Origin of the sequence: Xanthomonas sp. LMG 12459 (assembly GCF_009192905.1) — a bacterium.
Lineage (GTDB): Bacteria > Pseudomonadota > Gammaproteobacteria > Xanthomonadales > Xanthomonadaceae > Xanthomonas_A > Xanthomonas_A sontii.
Map to the genome: position 1 here is coordinate 1 of NZ_NSGT01000026.1, position 22,091 is coordinate 22,091.

Genomic DNA, 22,091 nt, shown 5'->3' on the forward strand with positions numbered 1-22,091 from the left:
GGGATTCGGAATTCGGGATTGGGGATTAGCAAGAGCGGCGCGTCGCGGCGGCCCGACGCAGCCACTGCAATTCAGCCACCAAGAAAGCAGCTTTTACGAATCCCCAATCCCCACTCCCGAATCCCTGCTTTTGACGAATCCCCATTCCCCATTCCCTATTCCCTGCCGTAAAGCGCCTGCGCCGACTGGAACAGGATCCAGCTCGTCGCGATGAACTTGTCGCCGCGTTGCGGGCGGTTGCCGCGGTGGGTGTGGGTGAAGGCGGTCGGGGCGATCAGCAGGCTGCCGGCGCGCGGGACGATCTTGCGCTGCTGGAACAGGAACTCGGTCTCGCCCTCGTCGAAATCGTCGTTGAGGTACAGGGTCCACAGCAGGTGCCGGTGCAGGGTCTCGGCACTCGGATCGCGCGGGTACAGTTCGCAGTGCCAGTACGGGTAGCCGCCCTCGCCCGCTTCGTACCACTGCAGGTTGATCGCGCCCGGGCGCAGGCAGGTGCGCGCCAGGTTGGACAGCGCGGCGTCGTCTAGCAGGGCGAAATCGTCGGCGCCGAGCCGGTGCGGCTGGCCGTCGGCGCCGGGCACCTGCAGCATCAGCGGCGAGATCAGGGTCTGCGGGTACTTGCGCAGGTAGCCGAGCAGCCCGCCGAACACTGCCTGCTGCAGCCGCTGTTCCACGTCGCGCCATGGCTCCAGGCCGCTGATGCGCAGGTCGCGGCTGCGCTTGAGCTCGGGGAACACGCCGCTGCCGATCTCGCCGGGCCGCAACTGGGTGCTGCCGCGCAGGCGGCGCAGGATGGCGGCGCAGTCCTCGCGGGACATGGCGCCATCGAACACTTCGATGAAATCGGGATGCAGGTCGGACATCGCGCGACCTTACCAGCGATTTCGCAGGGTTGCAGCCGCAGCGCAGCGGCTCCGTGCCACTGGCGCTCCGACGCGGCGGAACGCTCAGGCCAGCGGCGGTGGGTACGGATTGGCCTTGAGCAGGCGCGCCAGGTGCGCGGCGTTGCTGGCGGCGGTCTTGATGGTGTCGGCCAGCACCTTCGGCGTCTGCTTCAGGTCCTGGTAGTCGGTGCTGCCCATCGCCTCGCCGACCCAGTACGGCGGGCTGCCGGCGGCGACGCTGAAACCGAAGTCGGTCAGCCCCTGGTAGAGATCGGCACTGACCTTGTGCGCGCCATCCTCGTTGCCCACCACCGCGACCATGGCCACGCGGTTGAAGGTCGGATACACGCCGTCGTCGCCGATTTCGCCGAGGAACGCATCCATGCGCTCCAGCACGCGTTGCGCCAGGCTCGAGGGATGACCGACCCAGATCGGCGTGGCCAGCACGACGATGTCTGCGTCCAGCACGCGCTGGCGCAGCTGCGGCCAGGCATCGCCGTCGCCTTCGTCGGCACGTACGCCGGGGCGCACGTCGAAGTCGGCCACACGCGCCGAATCGCCCTGCACGCCATGCGCGGCCAGTGCCTGCAGGATCTGATCCAGCAGGCGCTGGGTGGACGAGGGCGCAGTGCCGCGCTTGAGCGAGCAGTTCAGGCCGAAGGCGCGCAGGGACATGGTCCGACTCCGTCAGTAAAACCTCACTGTGGATTGGGCGCGATGGGCCTGACGTCGCGATGGCGTGCAAGGGTCGTGAGCGCTGCGGCACCGCAAACGTGCACCGAGCGCGGTCCGCCGCCGCGATCGCCCATCGCGCACCGACCAGGCGTGCAGGCGTTGTCGATGGCTAGGAGCGCTCGGATGACCCGGGCGTGCCGCGGATCGCGATGCCCAACAGCGCCAGCCACAACGCCAGCGCCAGCAGGGTTGGCAGCTCGAAGCGGCTGGAGTTGTACAGGGTGAAGCTGCGGGCGGCGAAGAACAGCAGCGTCCACAGCGCCAGGTTGACCAGCACGATCCGCCGCCGCCAGCGGTGGCGGGTGAACAGCGCGATGACCGTGGGCATCAGCGCGACCGGTGCGGTGGCGAAGAAGAACAACACGACGAGGGTCTGGTTCATGGGGTTCCTCCCGCCCGGGACGACCAGGTGCACGCGACGAACGCCGGCGATCAACGCGTTTTGCTTGCGCCGGACGCCGCTACCCTACCGCAGTCGAGCCATCGTGCAGTGTCCGCCGGCCTGATCCGTTCGATTTCCATCCGTGTCGTTCGCCACTGCCGGCGCAACGCGGAGCGCATGCGGCCGTGCTAGAAATAGCCGCCCTGCGCTTCCTGCCAGATTCGGTAACCCTCGAGTTCTTCCTCGGTTACCGAGGACTGCTGGACAAAATGAAGATCCCAGCCAGCGAAAGAGGCTCTGGAGATCGGGAGGTGGCCCATGCCCAAGGGTTCATCATCGTGTCGATTGTCCCCAGCGAGATATAGGGTGGACGTGTCGACCGCTTTGGGCGGTACTGGGTAAACGTTGCTGTAGACGCGCACATGTACGCCATCCGCGTCCAGCTTGAGGATCTTGAGCAATACGTAGCCACCCTCCTGCCGACTGGTCGCGTAGAGGCCTCCCTCCCGCCACGAGTCGGCCGCCGCCGGGGAAGCGGCGGCAAATAGTGCTAGCAGGGCGGCAAGCCATCGTTTGAGCATGTTAGGTCTCCTGACACCTGAGTGGCTGCAATGTGCGCTGCGTGGCAGCGTGCACGCAGCGACTGGCTAGCCCAGCGTCTCACAGATCTGGAGGAATCGATTGGCATCGACGCCGCCGATCCGCTCGCTCCTCGCCTGAAGTACCACGGCGTCACCTCGCATCAGGCAAAACGCCTATGCGATGCCTTGCGCGGCAGACAGCGGCCGGATGAGAGCGAAGACGGGGCAACGTCCTGCCCGCGCCACCGACCGCGGCGCCGCTCAGCCATTTGCCGCGTCGTGCTCCAGGTGATACCGCACCGCCTCGGCCACTTCGTTCTTCGAGCCCAGGAACACCGGCACGCGCTGGTGCAGTTGCTCCGGTTGCAGGCCGAGGATGCGTGCGCGGCCGGTGCTGGCGGCGCCGCCAGCCTGCTCCACCAGCATGCCCATCGGGTTGGCTTCGTACATCAGCCGCAGCTTGCCGGCCTTGCCCGGGTCCTTCTTGTCCCAGGGATAGATGAAGATGCCACCGCGGGTGAGGATGCGGTGCACGTCGGCGACCATGCTGGCGATCCAGCGCATGTTGAAGTTCTTGCCGCGCACGCCCTCGCTGCCGGCCAGCAGGTCGGCCACGTACTGCTGCATCGGCGCTTCCCAGTGGCGCTGGTTGGACATGTTGATCGCGAACTCGGCGGTGTCCTCGGGGATGCGCATGTCGGCCTGGGTCAGCAGGAAGCTGCCCTCCTCGCGCTCCAGGGTGAAGGCGTGGGTGCCGTGGCCCAGGGTCAGCACCAGCATCGTGCTGGGGCCGTAGATGCAGTAGCCGGCGGCGACCTGCGCGGTGCCCGGCTGCAGGAAGTGCTCGTCGCCGGGCTTGTCGGTGCCTGGGGGCGCGCGCAGCACCGAGAAGATGGTGCCGACCGAGACGTTGACGTCGATGTTGGAGCTGCCGTCCAGCGGATCGAACAGCAGCAGGAAATCGCCGCTGGGGTACTTGTCGGGCACCGGCTGGCAGTGGTCCATCTCTTCCGAGGCGCAGGCGGCGAGGTGGCCGCCCCAGGCATTGGCTTCGAGCAGGATGTCGTTGCTGAGCACGTCCAGCTTCTTCTGCGCTTCGCCCTGCACGTTGCCGGTACCGGCATCGCCGAGCACCCCGCCGAGGGCGCCCTTGCTGACCGCGATGGAGATGCGCTTGCAGGCGCGGGACACGATCGTGATGAGCTGGCGCAGCTCCGGGCCGATACGCCCGGCATGCTGTTCTTCGATCAGGAAGCGGGTCAGCGACGTTCGCGACATGGGCAGGACGGCCTTGCGTGAGAAGGGGGCCGCCATTGTCGCGGGTTGCGCCGCAGATTTCGATCAAGGGTGTTCCGCGACCACGCCGGCGCGGGCCGACACGGCCCCCATGCAGGCGCAAAAAAGCCGGAAGCGCAGGCGCTTCCGGCTCGGTGCGGGACCGCAGGGCTCAGCCCTTGTGCACGGTCGCCACGGCCTGGGTCACGTAGTCCAGGTTCTTCTGGCTCAGCGCGGCCACGCAGATGCGGCCGGTGCCGACCGCATAGATGCCGAACTCCTCGCGCAGCCGGTCCACCTGCGCCTTGCTCAGGCCCGAGTAGGAGAACATGCCGGCCTGCTGCTGGATGAAGCCGAACTCCGGCGCGCCGAGGGCGGCCAGCTTCTGCACCATGCCGGCGCGCAAGGCGTGGATGCGCTCGCGCATCTCGGTCAGTTCCTGCTCCCACATCGCGCGCAGCTCCGGGCTGTTGAGCACCCCGGCGACCAGCGCGGCGCCGTGCGTGGACGGGCTGGAGTAGATGGTGCGGATGATGCGCTTGACCTGCGACTGCACCGCCTTGCTCTCGGCAGCATTCGCCGAGACCACCGACAGCGCGCCGACGCGCTCGCCGTACAGCGAGAACGACTTGGAGTACGAACTAGCGACCACGTAGTTGTCGATGCCGACCTCGGCCAGCAGGCGCACCGCGTAGGCGTCGGCATCGATGCCCTTGTCGAAGCCCTGGTAGGCGATGTCCACGAACGGGAACAGGTTGCGTTCCTTCAGCAGCTCGGCCACGGTGCGCCACTGCGCCTGGCTCAGGTCGGCGCCGGTCGGGTTGTGGCAGCAGGCGTGCAGCAGCACCACGCTGCCGGGGGCGAGCTGGCGCAGGTCGGCGAGCATGCCGTCGAAATTCAGGCCGTGGCTGGCCGGATCGAAATAGGTGTACTCGACCACGTCGAAGCCGGCGGCACCGAACACCGCGCGGTGGTTCTCCCAGCTCGGGTTGCTGATGGCGATGGTGGAAGTGGACAGCAGCTTCTTCAGCAGGTCCGCGCCCACGCGCAGCGCACCGCTGCCGCCGATGGTCTGCGAGGTGGCGACGCGGCCGGCGGCCAGCAGCGGCGACTCGGCGCCGAACAGCAGTTTCTGCGTGGCCAGGTCGTAGGCCGGCAGGCCGTCGATCGGCAGGTAGCCGCGCGGTCTGGCGTCCTGCGCCAACTGCTGTTCGATCTGCTGCACCGCGCGCAGCAGCGGGATGCGGCCGTTTTCGTCGTAGTAGATGCCCACGCCCAGGTTGACCTTGGTCGGGCGGGAGTCGGCGTTGTAGGCCTCGGTCAGGCCCAGGATCGGGTCGCCTGGGACCTGTTCCACGTTTGCAAAGAAGGACACGGCGGTACTCGTTCGGTGGCGGAGGTGGGGGCCGGAAGGACCGGAGCCGGCGCGGTCAAACACCTCATCCTAACAAACGCTGCCGCGCTTGGCCGGGTGCGGCCGGGCGGCAGTTGGGCGATGATGGGCCATGTCATCTTCCCTGCCCTCCGCCCTGCTCTGCGGGGCCTGCGCCCTGGCGCTGTCGCCCCTGGTCCACGCCGCTCCCGGCGAGGATCCGGCCACCACCTTGCCAGTGCTCCAGGTCCAGGCCGCCCGCGTCGGCGGCGTGGCCGATTTCGACCTGCCGGCGTCGCTGACCACGACCGGCCTGGGCGACAGCGACCGCCTCGGCATACAGGCGTCCGAGGCGCTGGTCGGGGTGCCCGGCCTGCTCGCGCGCGATCGCCAGAACTATGCGCAGGACACCCAGCTGTCGATCCGCGGCTTCGGCGCGCGCTCGGCGTTCGGCGTGCGCGGGGTACGCCTGCTGCTGGACGGCATCCCGGCGACGATGCCGGACGGCCAGGGCCAGTTGTCCAACTTCAACCTGTTCGGCAGCGAGCGGGTCGAGGTACTGCGCGGGCCGTTCTCGGCGCTGTACGGCAATTCCTCCGGCGGCGTGGTGCAGCTGTGGAGCGCCGACGGCCAGCCGGACGATCCGTGGCGGCTGCGCAGTGCGATCGGCAGCCACGGCACCGCCGCCCTCAGCGCGCAGGCGCTGGGCCAGCAGGGGGACGTCCACTACAACCTGGCGGCCACCCATTTCAGCACCGACGGCTACCGCGACCATAGCCACGCCCAGCGCACCACCTTCAACGCCAAGATCGGCATCGACCTGGCGCCCGGGCGGCGCCTGGACCTGCTGCTCAACGCGCTGGAGGCGCCCGATGCGCAGGATCCGCTGGGCCTGAGCCGCGCCCAGGTCGCCGCCGACCCGCGCCAGGCCACCGCCGCCGCCGGCCAGTTCGACACCCGCAAGTCCACCCGCCAGGTGCAGGCCGGCGCGATCTTCACCCAGCAGGTGGACCAGCAGACCTGGCGGCTGATGGGCTACGCCGGGCGCCGCGACGTCACCCAATACCTCTCGGTCCCGGTGGGCGCGCAGAGCAACCCGCTCAATGCCGGCGGCGTGATCGACCTGGACGGCGACTACGGCGGCCTCGACGCGCGCTGGGCCTGGCAGGGCGAACTGGGCGGCCGCCCGTTCCAGTTCACCGTCGGCGCCAATGCCGACCGCCAGCAACAGCACCGCACCGGCTACGAGAACTTCGTCGGCAGCACGCTGGGGGTGAAGGGCCGGCTGCGCCGCGACCAGCAGGACCGGGTGGAGAACGTGGACCAGTTCGCCCAGGCCTGGTGGCAGTTCGCCGAGCGCTGGTCGCTGCTGGCCGGGCTGCGCCACAGCCAGGTGCGGTTCCGCTCGAACGACGCCTACATCGTCGGCCGCAATCCCGACGACAGCGGCCGCACCGACTATGCGGCGACCACGCCGGTGGCCGGGCTGGTGTTCCGCGTCACCGACGACCTGCGGCTCTACGCCTCGGCCGGGCGCGGGTTCGAGACCCCGACCTTCAACGAGCTGGGCTACCGCCGCGACGGCGGCGCCGGCCTGGCGCTGGACCTGGACGCCGCGCGCAGCCAGAACCTGGAACTGGGCGCGAAGTGGCGCAACGCCGCCGGCGCCCGTTGGGATGCGGCGCTGTTCCGCGCCACCACCGAGGACGAGCTGGCGGTGGCCAGCAACACCAACGGCCGCAGCACCTATCGCAACATCGGCCGCACCCGCCGTCAGGGCGCCGAGACCAGCCTGACCCTGCCGCTGGGCGCCAGCGCGCAACTGCAGATGGCCTACACCTGGCTGCAGGCGACGGTGCGCCAGGCCTACCTGACCTGCGCCAGCAGCGGCTGCGCGACGCCGACCGCGGTGGTGGCCGCCGGCACGCGCCTGCCCGGCGTGCCGCAGCAGCAACTGTTCGCGCGCTGGCAGTGGCAGCCGCGCGCCTGGCAATTCGCGGTGGAGGGCGTGGCCGCCGGCGACACCGTGGTCAACGACCTGGCCAGCGAGGCCGCGCCCGGCTACGCCCTGCTCAACCTGGAAGCGGCGCGGCGCTGGACCACCGCGCACGGCACCCTGCGCACCTTCGCGCGCATCGACAACGCGTTCGATCGCCGCTACATCGGCTCGGTCATCGTCAACGACGGCAACGGCCGTTACTACGAGCCGGGCCCCGACCGCAGCTACACGGTCGGCTTGCAGTGGGACTTGCCGCACTAGCCGCGAACGCCTGCCGGTCTGGCTAGGCTTTCGCTTGCGGCTGCGTGGCGAGGCGGCTGCGCACCCGCTTGGTTCTGGCGACCACTCGGCGATGGCCTGCCGCAGCTTCACGCCGATGACGGTCGATGCGTTCATCAGCATCTGCACCTGTCGAACGACAGCAAGTGCGAGGCGCAGATGCAGCGCGAGGCGAACGCGATAGCGGCACTGCGGGAGAAGGCGTCTGGCAGCCGCGTGTGAAGCATCGGAGGCGATGCCGCGCCTGGCTTGAGCGAACGCCAGGTGCCGCGCGTCTACGCGCTGCGCCGCGCCTGCAAGTCGTCTACCAAACGCACTGCACCTGTCTACGCGAACCGGCGGCGGACGCTGGCGGCGTTCTTCGCGGCGGCGCTAGCGTAATGCCACCCCCGCATACCGCCACGCCTCTCCAGGAGACGCACCATGAGCACATCCGACGACAGCCGCGACAACGCCGGCACCAAGAGCAAACCGGCGCTGGCCGAAGGCGTCAGCGCCACGCCGTACCAAGGCACCTTCACGGTGGTCAATTGCACCGGCCAGACGATCAACAACGTCAGCGTCAAGCACACCTGCGGCAACTACATGGATCCGGCCGCTTCGGCATCGCTGCCGCCGGGCGGTACGATCGCCTCCGTACCGCTGCGGGCGCAGACCGGCTCCAACGACTACTGGAACCTGTCGTTCCAGATGAGCGACGGCAGCTCGCGTAGCCGCAACAGCAAGCAATGCAACTACGTGCAGAGCGACGCGCCGGGGACCTGCATCATCGCGCTGTACGCCAGCAGCTTCAGTGTGCTGACGCCGGTCAGCTCACCGTGCATGAACAACAGCTACGACTGAGCGATTGCATGCCCGGCCGCTGCTGTCGCGACGTCGGCAGCGGCAGGGCATTGCCCGCGGTGGCGAGCGTGCCCCTCGCCACGCAGCGTGCGGGCGCGGCGACATCGCGACCGCCGTCCGCGTCAACTGCGCATGATCGATACCCCGCCGTCGACCAGCATCGCGCTGCCGGTCACGAACGCGGCTTCGTCCGAGGCCAGGAACAGCGCGGCCCGTGCCAGTTCGTCCGGCTGCGCCAGGCGTTTGAGCGCATGCAGCTGCGCGACCTGCGCCAGCGCTTCCGGCGCGCCGTTCATCGCCTCCGCCATCGGTGTGTGCGTGCCGCCCGGCAGCAAGGCGTTGACCCGGATCGCCTGCGGCCCGAATTCCGCTGCCAGCGCCTGGGTCAGGCCGATCAGGCCGGCCTTGCTGGCGGCATAGGCGGCGGTGCACGGGAAGCCGACGGTTTGGCCGACGAAGGTCGAGGTGAAGATCAACGACCCGCCGCTGCGTGCCAGCATCGCCGGAATCTGATGCTTGGCGCCGAAGAATGCGCCGCTGAGATTGGTATCGAGCGCGTCGCGCCAGGCCTGCGCCTGCAGCTGCGTGGTCGGCACCAGCGTGCCCAGGGTGCCGGCGTTGTTGAAGCCGATGTCCAGCCCGCCGAAGCGCGTGTTCGCCAGCGCCACCAATGCCTGCGCATAGGCCTCCTCGCGGACGTCGCCGGCCAGCCACGCGGCGTGACCGCCGGCGTCCTCGATCTGCGCGGCGAGCGTCTGCAGCAGTGCACCGCGGCGCGCGCCCAGCACTACGCAGGCGCCTTCGCGCGCGAACAGGTGTGCGGCGGCGTGGCCGATGCCGGAACTGGCGCCGGTGATGAGCGCGATCTTGCCGTGCAAGCGTTGCATGTGAAGCTCCATGGTTGCGAAGGAGCCTGGAGCATCGCCGGCAGCACCGCGCGCTGCTCGCCGTGTTCGGACGCGGCAGTCGTGGGCGATGTGTTCGGTCAGAAAGAGGTCATGGATGCGAGAGCGGTTTCCAACCGATGAGGGGTCTGTGGGAGGGCTGTCGCGGCGAAAGGGCGCTCCAGCCGCGCGCGTTGCTGCGGTTCGGGGGAAACCGCGCTGCGCTGTAGGAGCAGCGTCAGCCGCGACTGACATGACCGATAACGCCGTGTCGCGGCTGCAGCCGCTCTTACGAGACATGCGACGTCGACGACCGCGTAAGGCGCAGCCGGCGATATGCCGCCTCAGTGCGTCCCCAACTGCAGCCGTCGGTACAGCGTGCTGCGGCTGATGCCGAGCCGGCGTGCGGCCTGCGAGACGTTGCCGTTGCAGGCATCCAGGGCCTGGCGCATGGCGCCGAGCGCGAGACTGTCGAGGTCGGCATCGGGCAACGGCATCGCGGTGCCGCCGTTGCTGCCCTGCTCTCCCGCGCGCACGCCGGGCAGGTAGGCCGGCAAGGCGTCGGTATCGACCAGCGCATTCGCTTCGCTCAACGCCACCAGGGTGCGCAGGCACGCCACCAGCTGGCGCAGATTGCCCGGCCACGCGTAGGCGCTCAGCGTCGCCAGGGCCGCCTCGGTCAGACGCCTGCCCTGGCCAAGCCGCGCCCACAGCTCGGCGACGAGCGCGCGTCGGTCCGGATGCGCACGCAGTGCCGGAATCTGCACGCAGTGGTGGGCGATGCGGTAGTACAGATCGGGCCGGAAGCGCTGCTCGGCCATCGCCGCGTCCAGGTCGCGGTGGGTGGCGCAGACCAGCGCGAAATCCAGCTTCACCGGCTTGCCGCCGCCCAGCGGCAGCAGTTCGCGTTCCTGCAGCACGCGCAGCAGCCGCGGCTGCAGGGCCAGCGGCATGTCGCCGATCTCGTCCAGGAACAGCACGCCGCCGTCGGCCTGGCGCAGCAGGCCCGGGTTGCCGTGCTTGCGCGCGCCGGTGAAGGCGCCGTCCTCGTAGCCGAACAGTTCCGCTTCGATCAGCCCTTCCGGCAGCGCCGCGCAGTTGACCGCCACGAACGGGCGCCCGGCGCGGGCGCTGCGCCGGTGCAATTCGCGCGCGAACACTTCCTTGCCGGTGCCGGTCTCGCCCTGCACCAGCACCGGCAGTTGCGCATCGAGCACGCGCCGCGCGCGTTCCAGCGCCAGTTCCTGCGCCGCGTCGAACAGCGGCGCGTCGGACGCCGCCGCCGCCGAAGGCCGCGATGACGCGGTCACGGTGATCGGCGCCTGCTGCGGGCGCCGCCGCGGACGATCGTCGGCCGGGCTGTCGATGCGTCCGTGCAGCGCCCGCCCCTGCAGGTCGAACACGCTGCCCTGCTGGCGCAGCCGCGACAGCGGCTCTTCGAACAGCGCTTCGTAGGGCGCGCGGCCGAGTTCGTGGCGCTCCAGGCCGAACAGCCGCAACCCGGCCTGGTTGGCGGCCACCAGGCGGCCGTTGCGGAACGCCAGCAGCGCTTCGCGCGCCGTGCCGAGCAGCGCCGGGTCGTGGTGCACGCGCAGCAGTTCGCAGCCGGGGATGCCGTCGTCGAAATAGCGGTGTTCGATGTTGGCCACCGCCATCCGCGCCAGTGCCAGCGCATGCATGTGCTGCACGCTGGCGTCGCCGGAGATGTCGAGCACGCCGGCCAGGGCGCCGTACGGATCGAAGATCGGCACCGCCGCGCAACTGAGGATCTGGTGCGGGGCGAAGTAGTGTTCGCCACCGCGCACTTCCACCGAACGGCTTTCGACGATCGCCGTGCCGATCGCATTGGTGCCGACCTGGGGTTCGCTCCAGCATGCGCCGGGCATCAGCGCCACCCTGCCCGCCTTGTCGAGGAAGCGCGGGCTGCCTTCGGCGTCGAGGATCCAGCCGGCCTCGTCGGTGAGCAGCACGATGCTGCCGGTGGCCGCGGCGTCGCCGGCCAGGCCTTCCAGTTCGGCGCGGGCCAGCCGCCACAGCCGCTCGTGCGCCTCGCGCAGGGCGCGCAGGCGCGAGGCTTCCAGCGGCTCGATCGCGGGCTTCGCGTCCGCGGCCAGGCCCAGGCGCTGGCAGCGCTGCCACGACTGCAGGATGGTGTCGGGCACCTGCCCGACCGGCGCGCCGCCGCGTTCGAAGAAGGCCCGCCGGGCCTGGCCGAGTTGGTGTTGCGAAGGGTGCTGCGCCATGTCCGGCTCCGCTGTCGCAGATTGCGACACCTGGTGATACGGGTGTTCCGATAAACAGCACATCCGTCGACGCAGCGCAATCGACAGACGTGACGCGACGCAGCAAAACCGCAGGGGGTGCGTCGGTGTGTCGCGGTGCGACCGCGTGACGCGGCGCAGCACGCAAAACCTGGCATCGGACTTGCGCACATGCCGCTACCGGACGGCCCCGCCCGTCCTTTCCGACCGCCGAAGGAGAACACCATGAACGCCGTCAGCACCGCCAAGCCGCATGCCACCGATCCGCAGTCCATCTTCAAGTCGCGCTACGGCAACTTCATCGGCGGCAAGTGGGTGGAACCGAAGAGCGGGCAGTACTTCGACAACAGCACGCCGATCACCGGCAAGGTGTTCACCGCGGTGGCGCGCTCCAACGCCGAGGACATCGAGGCGGCGCTGGACGCCGCGCACGCCGCCAAGGACGCATGGGGCAAGAGCTCCAGCACCGAGCGCAGCAACGTGCTGCTGAAGATCGCCGACCGCATCGAGCAGAACCTGGAACTGCTGGCCTATGCCGAGACCTGGGACAACGGCAAGCCGGTGCGCGAGACGCTCAACGCCGACGTGCCGCTGTGCGTGGACCACTTTCGCTACTTCGCCGGCGCGGTGCGCGCGCAGGAAGGCGGCATCTCCGAGATCGACCACGACACCATCGCCTATCACTTCCACGAACCGCTCGGCGTGGTCGGCCAGATCATCCCGTGGAACTTTCCGCTGCTCATGGCGTGCTGGAAGCTGGCGCCGGCGCTGGCCGCGGGCAACTGCGTGGTGATGAAGCCGGCCGAGCAGACCCCGGCCTCGATCCTGGTGCTGATGGAGGTGATCGGCGACCTGCTGCCGCCGGGCGTGCTCAACGTGGTCAACGGATTCGGCCTGGAAGCCGGCAAGCCACTGGCCAGCAACCCGCGCATCGCCAAGATCGCCTTCACCGGCGAGACCACCACCGGCCGGCTGATCATGCAGTACGCCAGCCAGAACCTGATCCCGGTGACGCTGGAGCTGGGCGGCAAGTCGCCGAACATCTTCTTCGCCGACGTGATGGCCGAGGACGACGACTTCCTCGACAAGGCGGTGGAAGGCTTCGTGCTGTTCGCCTTCAATCAGGGCGAGGTGTGCACCTGTCCGTCGCGCGCGCTGATCCAGGAGTCGATCTACGAGCGCTTCATGGAGAAGGTGCTCAAGCGGGTGGCGGCGATCAAGCAGGGCAATCCGCTCGATCCCAATACCATGGTCGGCGCGCAGGCCTCCAGCGAGCAGTTGGAGAAGATCCTGTCCTACATCGACATCGGCAAGCAGGAAGGCGCCGAGGTGCTGATCGGCGGCGAACGCAACGCGCTGGACGGCGAGCTGGCCGGCGGCTTCTACGTCAAGCCGACGGTGTTCAAGGGCCACAACAAGATGCGTGTGTTCCAGGAGGAGATCTTCGGCCCGGTGGTGTCGGTGACCACCTTCAAGGACGAGGCCGAGGCGCTGGCGATCGCCAACGACACGCTGTACGGCCTGGGCGCCGGCGTGTGGAGCCGCGATGCGGCGCGGCTGTACCGCATGGGTCGCGCGATCCAGGCTGGGCGGGTGTGGACCAACTGCTATCACGCCTATCCGGCGCATGCCGCGTTCGGTGGCTACAAGCAGTCGGGCATCGGCCGCGAGAACCACAAGATGATGCTCGACCACTACCAGCAGACCAAGAATCTGCTGGTCAGCTACTCGCCGAAGGCGTTGGGCTTCTTCTGATGCTCCGGGCAGGGCGGCGGCACGCTGCCGGCGTGCCGTCGTCCGCCTGCGAACTGATCTGGATCAAGGCACTCCGTCGCCGGTCGCGCGATGGTGACAGGACCCGTTTTTCTCAGGAGCGTTGCGATGGACAAGACGATGAAAGCCGCCGTGGTGCGTGAGTTCGGCAAGCCATTGGTGATCGAGGAAGTGACGGTGCCGCGGCCGCAAGCCGGCGACATCCTGGTCAAGATCGAAGCCTGCGGCGTGTGCCATACCGACCTGCATGCGGCCGAGGGCGACTGGCCGGTGAAACCGAACCCGCCGTTCATCCCCGGCCACGAGGGCGTGGGCCATGTGGTGGCGGTCGGCGCCGGCGTGGACCACGTCAGGGAAGGCGATCGCGTCGGCATTCCGTGGCTGTACTCGGCCTGCGGCCATTGCGAGCATTGCCTGGGCGGCTGGGAAACCCTGTGCGAGGCGCAGCAGAACACCGGCTACTCGGTCAACGGCGGCTTCGCCGAATATGCCCTGGCCAATGCCAACTACGTCGGCCACCTGCCGAAGAACATCGGCTTCGTCGAGGTCGCGCCGATCCTGTGCGCCGGCGTCACCGTGTACAAGGGCCTGAAGGTCACCGACACCAAGCCCGGCAACTGGGTGGTGATCTCCGGCATCGGCGGTCTCGGCCACATGGCCGTGCAGTACGCCAAGGCGATGGGCCTGAACGTGGCCGCGGTGGACGTGGACGACGCCAAGCTGGCGCTGGCCACGCGCCTGGGCGCGACGGTGACAGTGAATGCGCGCACCACCGACCCGGTCGCGTACCTGAAGAAGGAAATCGGTGGCGCGCACGGTGCGCTGGTCACCGCGGTCTCGCCGAAGGCGTTCGAGCAGGCCATCGGCATGGTCCGCCGCGGCGGTACCGTCTCGCTCAACGGGTTGCCGCCGGGCCAGTTCCCGCTGGACATCTTCGGCATGGTGCTCAACGGTGTGACCGTGCGCGGCTCGATCGTCGGCACCCGCCTGGACCTGCAGGAATCGCTGGAATTCGCCGAGCAGGGCAAGGTCGCCGCGACTGTGGCCACCGACACCCTGGACAACGTCAACGACGTGTTCGCGCGCATGCACGCCGGCAAGATCGAAGGCCGCATCGTCCTGGACATGGCCGCCTGATGGACGCGTCCGCGCCCGCTGACGCGTTGCCGCCGCAGGTGCTGGCGACGCTGCCGGCCCTGCAGTTGATCGCCAAGCTGCGGGCGCGGCACGGCGCGCTGCTGTTCCATCAGTCGGGCGGCTGCTGCGATGGTTCCTCGCCGATGTGCTACCCGCAGGACGACTTCATCGTCGGCGACCGCGACGTGCTGCTCGGCGAGATCGGGCACGCGCCGTTCTACATCAGCCCCTCGCAGTTCGCCTACTGGAAGCACACCCAGCTGATCATCGACGTCGTGCCCGGCCGCGGCGGCATGTTCTCGCTGGAGAACGGCGAGGGCGTGCGCTTCCTGGTGCGCTCGCGGCTGTTCAGCGACAGCGAGTACGCCGCGCTGGAGGCGGCGGGGAAGGTGTAGTGGCGGAAGGCACGCGGTGCAGCGAGTTCTTCTGCACCGTGTTTCCGATCCTATCGATGGAAGCGCTGCCCGCCGGCCCCTCCTTGTTGGAGGGACTTCAGTCCCGACTGCAGTGCAGTCGGACGCGCCGATGATGTCGCTCGTCGCGGCTGATGTTGCAGTCGAGATTTTTGAGGTGCCCTGAAGTCATTTCCACACCGATGCTGGTAGGACGCCAGACTTCGATGCGCTACGACGCCTTCGGCGCCTTCGCCGGCACGAACGGCGACACCGGATCGCTGGCGGGGAAGGTCTCTTCCAGGGCTTCGTCCTGGTTGGCGTCGGCATGCCGTCCGTGCGCGGTGTCCGGCGTGGAGTGCGCCGGAGTGTCCTGCGGGGCAGGGCGGTTCTCGCCGGTGCGCGGTTCGTGTTCGACGATGGTCTCGGGGCGGTCGCCGGCGCCGCGGTCTTCGCGGTCCTGCGTCTGGCGCTTGCCGCGCTGTTCGCCGGGAATGGGCGCGGCCTGGCGCAGCGGATCGGTGGGCGTGGACATGTCCGGTTCCTCCAGGGAATAGCGGAGGTCCAGTTCACCGCCGGCGTGGTGAAGCCATTGCGAATCGCGCATCCTCCACGGATCGGTCACGGGTCGCTAACGGCGGCAGCGCTACTGCTGCGCGTCCCCCCGCCGCCGTTGCCGCCCGGAGCCCTGCCATGCGCCCCAGCGACCGCCCCGACCCGCTGCTGTTCAACGCCCATCTGGACCCCTTGCCGAGCGCTCCGCCGCCGCGCCGCCGTGGTGCGGCACCGCGCCCGCACGACGCACCGGACTACCGCCGCTACAGCCTGGCCGACTACCGCCAGCGCCGCGCCCGCCACCGCACGCCGTGGCGCGACCTGTGCCCGGCCTATGCCTTCGCCCTGCAGACCCATGCCCGCGGCTGGCCGCGCGGGCCCGTTGCCGAGACCGAGGACGAACTGGCCGCGCACTGGGACCTGATGCGTGGCGACTCGCGGCTGGACTGGACCCAGGCGCGGCAGGTGATCGAGGATGCCTGGCAGGCGCTGGATCACCTGCCGGCGCAGGCCGCCGGCGTGGAGGCGCACTGATGCCGCGCCCGATCTGGACCGGCACGCTGTCCTTCGGCCTGCTCAACGTGCCGGTGTCGCTGATGTCCGGCGAACGCCGGATCGACCTGCACTTCCGCATGCTCGACGCGCGCGACAAGCGCCCGATCCGCTTCGAGCGGGTCAACGCCGACACCGGCGAGGAAGTGCCGTGGAAGGACATCGTCAAGGCCTACGAGTACAGCAAGGGCAACTACGTGGTGGTCGAGCAGCAGGACATCGCCTCGGCCGCACCGGAGAGCCACGAGACGGTGGAAGTGGAGGCCTTCGTCGACGCCGCCGAGATCGACCTGCGCTATTTCGAGAAACCCTACGTGCTGGTGCCGGGCAAGAAGGCCGAGAAGGGCTACGTGTTGCTGCGCGAGACCCTGCGCAACACCGGCAAGGTCGGCATCGCGCGGGTGGTGATCCGCACCCGCGAGTATCTGTCGGCGGTGATGCCGCTGCAGGATGCGCTGGTGCTGATCCTGCTGCGCTACCCGCAGGAACTGGTCGACCTGGACGACTACACGCTGCCCAGCGGCAAGGCCGCCGACTACCGGATCAGCGCCAAGGAAACCGAGATGGCGGCGCAGCTGATCGACTCGATGTCCGGGCGCTGGGACCCCGATGCCTACCACGACGAATTCCGCGAGCGGCTGCACGCGGTGATCCAGAAACGGATCAAGGCGCAGGAGGGCACCACCCAGGTCGACGAGGACGCCGAGGCGCCGCAGCGCGAGGACGCCACCACCAACGTGGTCGACTTCATGTCGCTGCTGCAGAAGAGCCTGGAGGCCAAGAAGCGCACGCCGGCCAGGCAGGACGAGCGCGTGCCGGTGCGCAAGACCGCGGCGAAGAAGAGCGGCAAGCCGGCCAAGAGCGCGGCCGGTAAGGCCAAGAAGGCGACGCGCGCCAAACCGAAACCAGCGGCGGCCAAGGCCAAGCCAGCTGCGCGCAAGGCCCCGGCGCGGCGCAAGGCCGGGTAGAGCAGGTCGGTCGCGGCGGCGCCAGTGTCGCCGCGACCGCCTTTACGCCGAGACCATCGCCTCGCGCGTCACCTGCGCCAGCGACTCGCGCGAAATCGCCGCGATCGATTTGGCGCCGGTCAGGGTCATCGCCACCTGCATCTCCTTCTCGATCAGGCTCAGCAGATGCTCCACGCCGGCCTGTCCGGCGGCGGCCAGCGCGTAGACGAAGGCGCGGCCGAGCAGCACGGTGTCGGCGCCCAGCGCCAGCATGCGCACCACGTCCAGGCCGTTGCGCACGCCGGAGTCGGCCAGGATCTTCAGCTCGCCCTTCACCGCATCGGCGATCGCCGGCAACGCCCGCGCGCTGGACAGCACGCCGTCGAGCTGGCGCCCGCCATGGTTGGAAACGACGATGCCGTCGGCGCCGAACCGCACCGCATCGCGCGCATCGTCCGGATCGAGGATGCCCTTGATCACCATCGGCCCGGTCCAGAACTCGCGGATCCACTCCAGGTCCTTCCACGAAATCGACGGATCGAAGTTGGCGCCGAGCCAGCCGATGTAGTCGGCCAGCCCGGTGGGATGGCCGCGGTAGGTGGAGATGTTGCCCAGGTCGTGCGGGCGCCCACGCAGGCCCACGTCCCAGGCCCAGCGCGGATGGGTGACGGCCTGCAGCATGCGCCGCAGCGGCGCGTTGGGGCCGCTCATGCCCGAATGCGCGTCGCGGTAGCGCGCGCCCGGCACCGGCATGTCCACGGTGAACACCAGGGTGGTAACGCCTGCGGCCTTGGCCCGCTCCAGCGCGTTGCGCATGAAGCCGCGGTCCTTGAGCACGTACAGCTGGAACCACATCGGTCGGTCGATCGCCGGCGCCACTTCCTCGATCGGGCACACCGATACCGTGGACAGGGTGAACGGCACGCCCTTGGCCGCTGCCGCCCTGGCCGCCTGCACCTCGCCGCGGCGCGCGTACATGCCGGTCAGGCCCACCGGCCCCAGCGCCACCGGCAAGGCCAGGCGTTCGCCGAACAGCTCGGTGTGCAGGTCCAGCGCCGACATGTCGCGCAGCACTCGCTGGCGCAGGGCGATGTCGCTCAGGTCGGACACGTTGCGGCGCAGGGTGTGCTCGGCATAGGCGCCGCCGTCGATGTAGTGGAACAGGAACGGCGGCAGCTGGCGCTGCGCGGCGGCACGGTAGTCGGTGGAGGCGGAAATGATCATGGGGGCAGGGCGGTCAGGGAGAGGAGGGCAGGCGCGAGGCACGGGCGCGGCGCGCATCGTCCTCGTCGAGGGTGCGCAGCGCGCTGTGCACGAATTCCAGGTGGGAGTGCGCGGCGGCGCGGGCGCGTTCGGGGTCGCCGGCCAGGATCGCGTCGCGCAGGGCGCGGTGCTGGGCGAGCAGGGCGGAGAAGATGCGCGGCGATTCGAACAGCTGTTGCCGGCTCTGCGAGATGTTGGCCTGCAGCAGGTCGAACAGCCCGCGCATCACCTGCAGCAGCACCCGGTTGTGGGTGGCCTCGGCGATGGCCAGGTGGAAATCGGCGTCGGCGTGCGCCTGCGCCGCCGCATCGGCCTGCGCATGGGTCTGCAGCAGCGCCTCGTAGGCCGCCTCGATGCGCGCGCGGTCGTCGTCGGTGGCGCGCAGCGCCGCATGCCAGGCGGTGGCGCCTTCCAGCGCATGGCGCGCTTCCAGCACGTCGAAGCGGTACTCCGGGTCGGCGTGCAGCAACGGCAGGAACGGCTGCAGCGGCGCCACCACCTGGTCTTCCGGGGTTGGCGGCCGTTGCACGTAGGTGCCGCCACCTACCCGGGCCCGCAGCAGCCCCTGGCTGGCGAGTTGCGCGATGGCCTCGCGCAGCACCGGGCGCGAGACGCCCAGTTCCGCGGCGAGGGCCCGCTCGGCGGGCAGGCGCGCGTCGACCGCCAGGCCGCGTTGCGCGATCAGCGTGCGCAACTGCGCGGCGACCCGGTCGCTGAGCCGGGCAGGGGACTCGCCGGCAGCGGCAGTGGCGGCAGCTTTAAGACTATTGGTCATACCAATAAACTGGCGGGGCGCGAATGGTGTGACCATTAGGCGCCTTGGATCACGCGGCGTCAATGGTTGCAGTGATGCGGGCTGCCTAAATTGGTAATACCAATCAGGGCATGCCGTTGCGTGCCATCGCCGCGGCCAGCACCACCAGCACCGCCAACAGGCCCAGTTCCACCCCGATCAACCGCTGCAGCGTGCGCACCTGTGCCGCGTTCGGCGACCAGGTCGGCTGCAGCCGCGCCTGCCGGCGCCAGCGCAGCAGGCGCAGCGTCGGCACCAGCGAGAGCAGGCCGATCGCCGCGAAGGTGCCGAGCTTGGCCCAGAACCAGGGGGTGTGCAGGGAGTAATCGGCGCCCTTGAGCCCGTAGCGCACGCGCAGGGCACCGATCGCCAGGATCAGTAGCGCGGCCAGCCCTTAGCCGGCATCGACGCGGACCAGCCGCGCCAGTTGGCGGTGGTCCAGCGGCGCATGCAGCAGGGTCCATTCCGCCACCAGCGCGGCGATCAGCAGCAGCATCGCCAGGTGGTGCAGGCTGGCCAGGATCAGGTCGCGCAGCGCCATCGCGGCGGCCTCACCACACCCACGGCAGCAGCCGCCAGCTGTGCGCGGCGTAGTCGGGATACTCCTCGGGGAAGGCCTGGGTCAGCATCGCCTCCTCGACCCGGATGCGGCGCAGGAACGCCCAGGTCACCGGCAGCACGATCGCCAGCAGCGACAGCACGTTGCCCATGCCCAGCGCCAGCCCGTAGAACGCCAGTAGCGCGCCGGTGTACGAGGGATGCCGCAGATAGCGGTACGGCCCGTGGCGGACCAGGCGGTGGCCTTCCTGGATGGTCACGTCGACGGTGAACCAGCGCGCCAGCACCCGGATCGACCACAGCCGCAGCGCCAGCCCGCCGGCCAGCAGCGCGCAGGCCAACCAGCGCAGCGGTTCGCGCAAGTGCGGCGCATAGCGCCACACGCCGAGCAGCGACAGCAGCGCGCCCAGCGCCACCGCGCCGTACAGCACGCGCCACAGCAGGCGCAGCGTGCCCTGGTCGCGCGCACCGCCATCGGCGGCGCGACGGCGGCGGCTGAGCAGCATCTCGTACGCTCCCCAGCCCAGGCCGAGCAGCATGAACAGCAGATCCGGATGGCGCAGGGTCAGGAGCATGACGGTGTTCCTCGTGGCGGCGTGCACCACGCATTGCGTGGCAGGGTGGATGAACCGGGCCCATCCTGCGTGCCGATCGTCCGGCACCCGGCAGGGCATGGACGCAGTGTGGCGCCATCGGGGTGGCGCGGCAGTGGCCGCTGGTCATGCCGTCCGCCTGCCGGAAGTCACTTTCTGCGCCTGCCCCATTGCCGCGGCGTCGGCACGCGGTCAGCATCCGTCGCATGACTCGATTCCTGCGCGATCTGATCGAACCCAAGCGCCTGGCCGGGTTGCTGACCGTGGCCACCGTGCTGTGGTCGTTCCAGTTCGCGCCGCATGCGCTGGTGGCCTGGCGCTGGACTGCGGCGGCGCTGTTCCTGCTGCCGCTGCTCGGCGCGCACTACCTGCCCGGGCGCTGGCGCGATGTCGCGCTGTGGGTCGAGGCAGCCGCGGCGATGGCCCTGGTCTGGCTGGAGCCACACGTCGGCACCGCGCCGGTGCTGCTGGTGGTGGTGGTCGCGCAGGTGGCGCTGCAGTGGCCGCCGCGCCCAGTGCTGGCGCTGGCGCTGCTGGCCAACCTGGGCACCTTCCTGGCGCTGTCCGCCGCCGGTATCAAGCATCCGCTGCTGACCACGCTGATCTACGCAGGCTTCCATGCTTTCGCCGGCCTCAGCGCGCACTACGCGCGCACTGCCGAGCTGGCGCGCGAGGCGCTGGCGCGGGTCAACGCCGACCTGCTGGCCACCCGCGCGCTGCTCGCCGATAGCACCCGCGACGCCGAGCGCCTGCGCCTGGCGCGCGAACTGCACGACGTAGCCGGACACAAGCTCACTGCCCTGCGCATCCAGTTGCGCCTGCTGCTGGCCGATCCGGCGCTGGCGCAACGCCCGGAGGTGGCGACGGTGGAGCGACTGTCCGGCGAGCTGCTGGCCGACATCCGCGCAGTGGTGCAGTCGCTGCGCGACGACCGCGGGGTGGACCTGGAGACGGCGTTGTGCGCCCTGGCCGCGCCGTTCCCGCGGCCGCAGCTGCAGCTGCAGATCGATCCGGCGCTGCGCATCACCGATCCGCACCTGGCAGAGACCCTGCTGCGGCTGGTGCAGGAAGCGTTGACCAACGCCGCCCGGCATGCCGACGCGGCACACGTACGGGTGCGCCTGGGCCAGGAGCGGCAGCAGCTGTGCCTGGACATCGAGGACGACGGCCACCGCGCCGAGCGCATCCGCGAGGGCAACGGCATCGCCGGCATGCGCGAGCGTCTGGCAGCGCTGCACGGGCGCCTGGAACTGGGCCGCACGCCGCTCGGCGGCATGCAGCTGAGCGCGAGGCTGCCGCTGTGAGCGCGCTGCGGATCGCCCTGGCCGACGATCAGGTGCTGGTGCGCGCCGGCCTGCGCGCGCTGTTGCAGACCCAGGGCATCGTCGTCGCCTGCGAGGCCGACGACGGCCAGGCCTTGCTCGACGTGGTGGCGGCCACGCCGGTGGACGTGGTGCTCAGCGACATCCGCATGCCCGGCATGGACGGCATCCAGGCGCTGCAGCAGTTGCGCGCGCGCGGCGACCGCACGCCGGTGCTGCTGCTCACCACCTTCGACGAATCCGATCTGCTGCTGCGCGCCACCGCCGCCGGCGCGCAGGGCTTCCTGCTCAAGGACGCGGCACCGGAGGACCTGCGCGAGGCGATCGCGCGCGTGGCCGCCGGCGAGACCCTGCTGCAGCCGGTCAGCACCGACCCGGTGCGTGCGCGCTACCGCTACCGCGACGAGGACGCCCCGCGCGACACCTTCAACGAACGCGAAGTGGCGATCCTGCGCCTGCTCGCCGGCGGCTACTCCAACAAGGAGATCGCGCGCAGCCTGTTCCTGGCCGAGGGCACGGTGAAGAACTACGTCTCCACCATCCTCGACAAGCTCGGCACCCGCGACCGCACCCGTGCCGTGCTCAAGGCGATCACCCTGCGCATCATCTGATGCGTGCACCAGCGGTGGCGCTGCGACGTCCACCGGCAGCGCGTCGGGACTGAAGTCCCTCCCACAACGGTGCCACCTTGCCGTGCCGCGGCCTGCCGCA

23 protein-coding genes are annotated in these 22,091 nt (G+C 69.7%); 9 read left to right on the top strand and 14 right to left on the bottom strand.

Annotation, left to right across the window (positions count from 1 at the left end; genetic code table 11):
• Nucleotides 1–155: 155 nt before the first annotated feature.
• From CEK65_RS06840 to CEK65_RS06865, 6 genes are all read right to left on the bottom strand, one after another.
• Nucleotides 156–863, bottom strand: a complete 708-nt coding sequence (locus CEK65_RS06840) for a 2OG-Fe(II) oxygenase (RefSeq protein WP_152181204.1) — start codon at nucleotides 861–863, stop codon at nucleotides 156–158.
• A gap of 84 nt (nucleotides 864–947) precedes the next feature.
• Nucleotides 948–1,559, bottom strand: a complete 612-nt coding sequence (locus CEK65_RS06845; RefSeq protein ID WP_017910083.1) for an NAD(P)H-dependent oxidoreductase — start codon at nucleotides 1,557–1,559, stop codon at nucleotides 948–950.
• Between the two features lie 169 nt (nucleotides 1,560–1,728).
• Complete coding sequence (locus CEK65_RS06850) at nucleotides 1,729–2,001, bottom strand: hypothetical protein (RefSeq protein WP_152181205.1); 273 nt, start codon at nucleotides 1,999–2,001, stop codon at nucleotides 1,729–1,731.
• A gap of 188 nt (nucleotides 2,002–2,189) precedes the next feature.
• Nucleotides 2,190–2,582 carry a hypothetical protein gene (locus CEK65_RS06855; protein WP_148827834.1) on the bottom strand — a complete coding sequence of 131 codons (393 nt, stop codon included), beginning with the start codon at nucleotides 2,580–2,582 and terminating at the stop codon, nucleotides 2,190–2,192.
• 261 nt (nucleotides 2,583–2,843) lie between these two features.
• A complete protein-coding gene (locus CEK65_RS06860) occupies nucleotides 2,844–3,860 on the bottom strand; it encodes a class 1 fructose-bisphosphatase (protein ID WP_148827833.1) in 1,017 nt (338 codons plus the stop codon).
• A 169-nt stretch (nucleotides 3,861–4,029) separates the two neighbouring features.
• Complete coding sequence (locus tag CEK65_RS06865; RefSeq protein WP_026144580.1) at nucleotides 4,030–5,232, bottom strand: amino acid aminotransferase; 1,203 nt, start codon at nucleotides 5,230–5,232, stop codon at nucleotides 4,030–4,032.
• Nucleotides 5,233–5,362: 130 nt separating this feature from the next.
• Between CEK65_RS06865 and CEK65_RS06870 the strand changes: the two genes are divergently transcribed.
• Both CEK65_RS06870 and CEK65_RS06875 read left to right on the top strand, forming a co-directional pair.
• Nucleotides 5,363–7,489, top strand: a complete 2,127-nt coding sequence (locus tag CEK65_RS06870; RefSeq protein WP_193314716.1) for a TonB-dependent receptor — start codon at nucleotides 5,363–5,365, stop codon at nucleotides 7,487–7,489.
• Between the two features lie 441 nt (nucleotides 7,490–7,930).
• Nucleotides 7,931–8,350 (top strand): hypothetical protein, encoded by a 420-nt coding sequence (locus CEK65_RS06875; RefSeq protein ID WP_017910076.1) that lies wholly within the window; start codon nucleotides 7,931–7,933, stop codon nucleotides 8,348–8,350.
• 122 nt (nucleotides 8,351–8,472) lie between these two features.
• On the opposite strand, the gene CEK65_RS06880 is transcribed toward CEK65_RS06875, so the two are convergent.
• Entirely contained in the window at nucleotides 8,473–9,237 is a 765-nt protein-coding gene (locus tag CEK65_RS06880) for an SDR family oxidoreductase (RefSeq protein WP_152181206.1), read from the bottom strand.
• Nucleotides 9,238–9,578: 341 nt separating this feature from the next.
• Nucleotides 9,579–11,477, bottom strand: a complete 1,899-nt coding sequence (locus tag CEK65_RS06885; RefSeq protein ID WP_152181207.1) for a sigma-54-dependent Fis family transcriptional regulator — start codon at nucleotides 11,475–11,477, stop codon at nucleotides 9,579–9,581.
• Between the two features lie 243 nt (nucleotides 11,478–11,720).
• Between CEK65_RS06885 and adh the strand changes: the two genes are divergently transcribed.
• The 3 genes from adh to CEK65_RS06900 all read left to right on the top strand — a co-directional run bounded on the left by adh (nucleotide 11,721) and on the right by CEK65_RS06900 (nucleotide 14,800).
• Entirely contained in the window at nucleotides 11,721–13,250 is a 1,530-nt protein-coding gene (gene adh, locus CEK65_RS06890; protein ID WP_152181208.1) for an aldehyde dehydrogenase, read from the top strand.
• Nucleotides 13,251–13,376: 126 nt separating this feature from the next.
• Nucleotides 13,377–14,405: an alcohol dehydrogenase AdhP gene (gene adhP, locus CEK65_RS06895; RefSeq protein ID WP_148828231.1), complete on the top strand. Its 1,029-nt coding sequence runs from the start codon at nucleotides 13,377–13,379 to the stop codon at nucleotides 14,403–14,405.
• Nucleotides 14,405–14,800: a DUF779 domain-containing protein gene (locus tag CEK65_RS06900; RefSeq protein WP_152181209.1), complete on the top strand. Its 396-nt coding sequence runs from the start codon at nucleotides 14,405–14,407 to the stop codon at nucleotides 14,798–14,800. The genes adhP and CEK65_RS06900 overlap by 1 nt, the downstream gene beginning before the upstream one ends.
• Before the next feature lie 229 nt (nucleotides 14,801–15,029).
• On the opposite strand, the gene CEK65_RS06905 is transcribed toward CEK65_RS06900, so the two are convergent.
• The gene (locus tag CEK65_RS06905) at nucleotides 15,030–15,332 is read right to left on the bottom strand and encodes a hypothetical protein (protein ID WP_170268176.1); all 303 of its coding nucleotides are present in this window, start codon (nucleotides 15,330–15,332) and stop codon (nucleotides 15,030–15,032) included.
• A 158-nt stretch (nucleotides 15,333–15,490) separates the two neighbouring features.
• On the opposite strand from CEK65_RS06905, the gene CEK65_RS06910 reads away from it, so the two are divergent.
• Nucleotides 15,491–15,886, top strand: coding sequence for a hypothetical protein (locus CEK65_RS06910; protein ID WP_152181211.1), 396 nt, complete (start codon nucleotides 15,491–15,493; stop codon nucleotides 15,884–15,886).
• Nucleotides 15,886–16,872, top strand: a complete 987-nt coding sequence (locus CEK65_RS06915) for a Ku protein (RefSeq protein ID WP_152181212.1) — start codon at nucleotides 15,886–15,888, stop codon at nucleotides 16,870–16,872. The genes CEK65_RS06910 and CEK65_RS06915 overlap by 1 nt, the downstream gene beginning before the upstream one ends.
• A 42-nt stretch (nucleotides 16,873–16,914) precedes the next feature.
• On the opposite strand, the gene lldD is transcribed toward CEK65_RS06915, so the two are convergent.
• The 5 genes from lldD to CEK65_RS06935 all read right to left on the bottom strand — a co-directional run bounded on the left by lldD (nucleotide 16,915) and on the right by CEK65_RS06935 (nucleotide 20,040).
• Nucleotides 16,915–18,075, bottom strand: coding sequence for an FMN-dependent L-lactate dehydrogenase LldD (gene lldD, locus CEK65_RS06920; protein WP_152181213.1), 1,161 nt, complete (start codon nucleotides 18,073–18,075; stop codon nucleotides 16,915–16,917).
• Nucleotides 18,076–18,088: 13 nt separating this feature from the next.
• Nucleotides 18,089–18,889, bottom strand: a complete 801-nt coding sequence (lldR, locus tag CEK65_RS06925) for a transcriptional regulator LldR (protein WP_152181214.1) — start codon at nucleotides 18,887–18,889, stop codon at nucleotides 18,089–18,091.
• Between the two features lie 103 nt (nucleotides 18,890–18,992).
• Nucleotides 18,993–19,298 carry a DUF2214 family protein gene (locus tag CEK65_RS06930; protein WP_226980501.1) on the bottom strand — a complete coding sequence of 102 codons (306 nt, stop codon included), beginning with the start codon at nucleotides 19,296–19,298 and terminating at the stop codon, nucleotides 18,993–18,995.
• 3 nt (nucleotides 19,299–19,301) lie between these two features.
• Nucleotides 19,302–19,448, bottom strand: a complete 147-nt coding sequence (locus CEK65_RS21145) for a hypothetical protein (protein WP_226980496.1) — start codon at nucleotides 19,446–19,448, stop codon at nucleotides 19,302–19,304.
• A gap of 10 nt (nucleotides 19,449–19,458) precedes the next feature.
• Nucleotides 19,459–20,040, bottom strand: a complete 582-nt coding sequence (locus CEK65_RS06935) for a PEMT/PEM2 methyltransferase family protein (RefSeq protein WP_051067643.1) — start codon at nucleotides 20,038–20,040, stop codon at nucleotides 19,459–19,461.
• 224 nt (nucleotides 20,041–20,264) lie between these two features.
• Between CEK65_RS06935 and CEK65_RS06940 the strand changes: the two genes are divergently transcribed.
• Both CEK65_RS06940 and CEK65_RS06945 read left to right on the top strand, forming a co-directional pair.
• Nucleotides 20,265–21,362: a histidine kinase gene (locus CEK65_RS06940; RefSeq protein ID WP_152181215.1), complete on the top strand. Its 1,098-nt coding sequence runs from the start codon at nucleotides 20,265–20,267 to the stop codon at nucleotides 21,360–21,362.
• Nucleotides 21,359–21,991: a response regulator transcription factor gene (locus tag CEK65_RS06945; RefSeq protein WP_017910062.1), complete on the top strand. Its 633-nt coding sequence runs from the start codon at nucleotides 21,359–21,361 to the stop codon at nucleotides 21,989–21,991. Before CEK65_RS06940 ends, CEK65_RS06945 begins: the two co-directional genes overlap by 4 nt.
• The last annotated feature ends 100 nt before the right edge of the window (nucleotides 21,992–22,091 follow it).

Bases quoted from the DNA above. Each gene is read 5' to 3' on its own strand.
- CEK65_RS06840 (WP_152181204.1), bottom strand. From the start codon at position 863: ATGTCCGACCTGCATCCCGATTTCATCGAAGTGTTCGATGGCGCCATG.
- CEK65_RS06845 (WP_017910083.1), bottom strand. From the start codon at position 1,559: ATGTCCCTGCGCGCCTTCGGCCTGAACTGCTCGCTCAAGCGCGGCACT.
- CEK65_RS06850 (WP_152181205.1), bottom strand. From the start codon at position 2,001: ATGAACCAGACCCTCGTCGTGTTGTTCTTCTTCGCCACCGCACCGGTC.
- CEK65_RS06855 (WP_148827834.1), bottom strand. From the start codon at position 2,582: ATGCTCAAACGATGGCTTGCCGCCCTGCTAGCACTATTTGCCGCCGCT.
- CEK65_RS06860 (WP_148827833.1), bottom strand. From the start codon at position 3,860: ATGTCGCGAACGTCGCTGACCCGCTTCCTGATCGAAGAACAGCATGCC.
- CEK65_RS06870 (WP_193314716.1), top strand. From the start codon at position 5,363: ATGTCATCTTCCCTGCCCTCCGCCCTGCTCTGCGGGGCCTGCGCCCTG.
- CEK65_RS06875 (WP_017910076.1), top strand. From the start codon at position 7,931: ATGAGCACATCCGACGACAGCCGCGACAACGCCGGCACCAAGAGCAAA.
- CEK65_RS06880 (WP_152181206.1), bottom strand. From the start codon at position 9,237: ATGCAACGCTTGCACGGCAAGATCGCGCTCATCACCGGCGCCAGTTCC.
- CEK65_RS06885 (WP_152181207.1), bottom strand. From the start codon at position 11,477: ATGGCGCAGCACCCTTCGCAACACCAACTCGGCCAGGCCCGGCGGGCC.
- adh (WP_152181208.1), top strand. From the start codon at position 11,721: ATGAACGCCGTCAGCACCGCCAAGCCGCATGCCACCGATCCGCAGTCC.
- adhP (WP_148828231.1), top strand. From the start codon at position 13,377: ATGGACAAGACGATGAAAGCCGCCGTGGTGCGTGAGTTCGGCAAGCCA.
- CEK65_RS06900 (WP_152181209.1), top strand. From the start codon at position 14,405: ATGGACGCGTCCGCGCCCGCTGACGCGTTGCCGCCGCAGGTGCTGGCG.
- CEK65_RS06905 (WP_170268176.1), bottom strand. From the start codon at position 15,332: ATGTCCACGCCCACCGATCCGCTGCGCCAGGCCGCGCCCATTCCCGGC.
- CEK65_RS06910 (WP_152181211.1), top strand. From the start codon at position 15,491: ATGCGCCCCAGCGACCGCCCCGACCCGCTGCTGTTCAACGCCCATCTG.
- CEK65_RS06915 (WP_152181212.1), top strand. From the start codon at position 15,886: ATGCCGCGCCCGATCTGGACCGGCACGCTGTCCTTCGGCCTGCTCAAC.
- lldD (WP_152181213.1), bottom strand. From the start codon at position 18,075: ATGATCATTTCCGCCTCCACCGACTACCGTGCCGCCGCGCAGCGCCAG.
- lldR (WP_152181214.1), bottom strand. From the start codon at position 18,889: ATGACCAATAGTCTTAAAGCTGCCGCCACTGCCGCTGCCGGCGAGTCC.
- CEK65_RS21145 (WP_226980496.1), bottom strand. From the start codon at position 19,448: ATGGCGCTGCGCGACCTGATCCTGGCCAGCCTGCACCACCTGGCGATG.
- CEK65_RS06935 (WP_051067643.1), bottom strand. From the start codon at position 20,040: ATGCTCCTGACCCTGCGCCATCCGGATCTGCTGTTCATGCTGCTCGGC.
- CEK65_RS06940 (WP_152181215.1), top strand. From the start codon at position 20,265: ATGACTCGATTCCTGCGCGATCTGATCGAACCCAAGCGCCTGGCCGGG.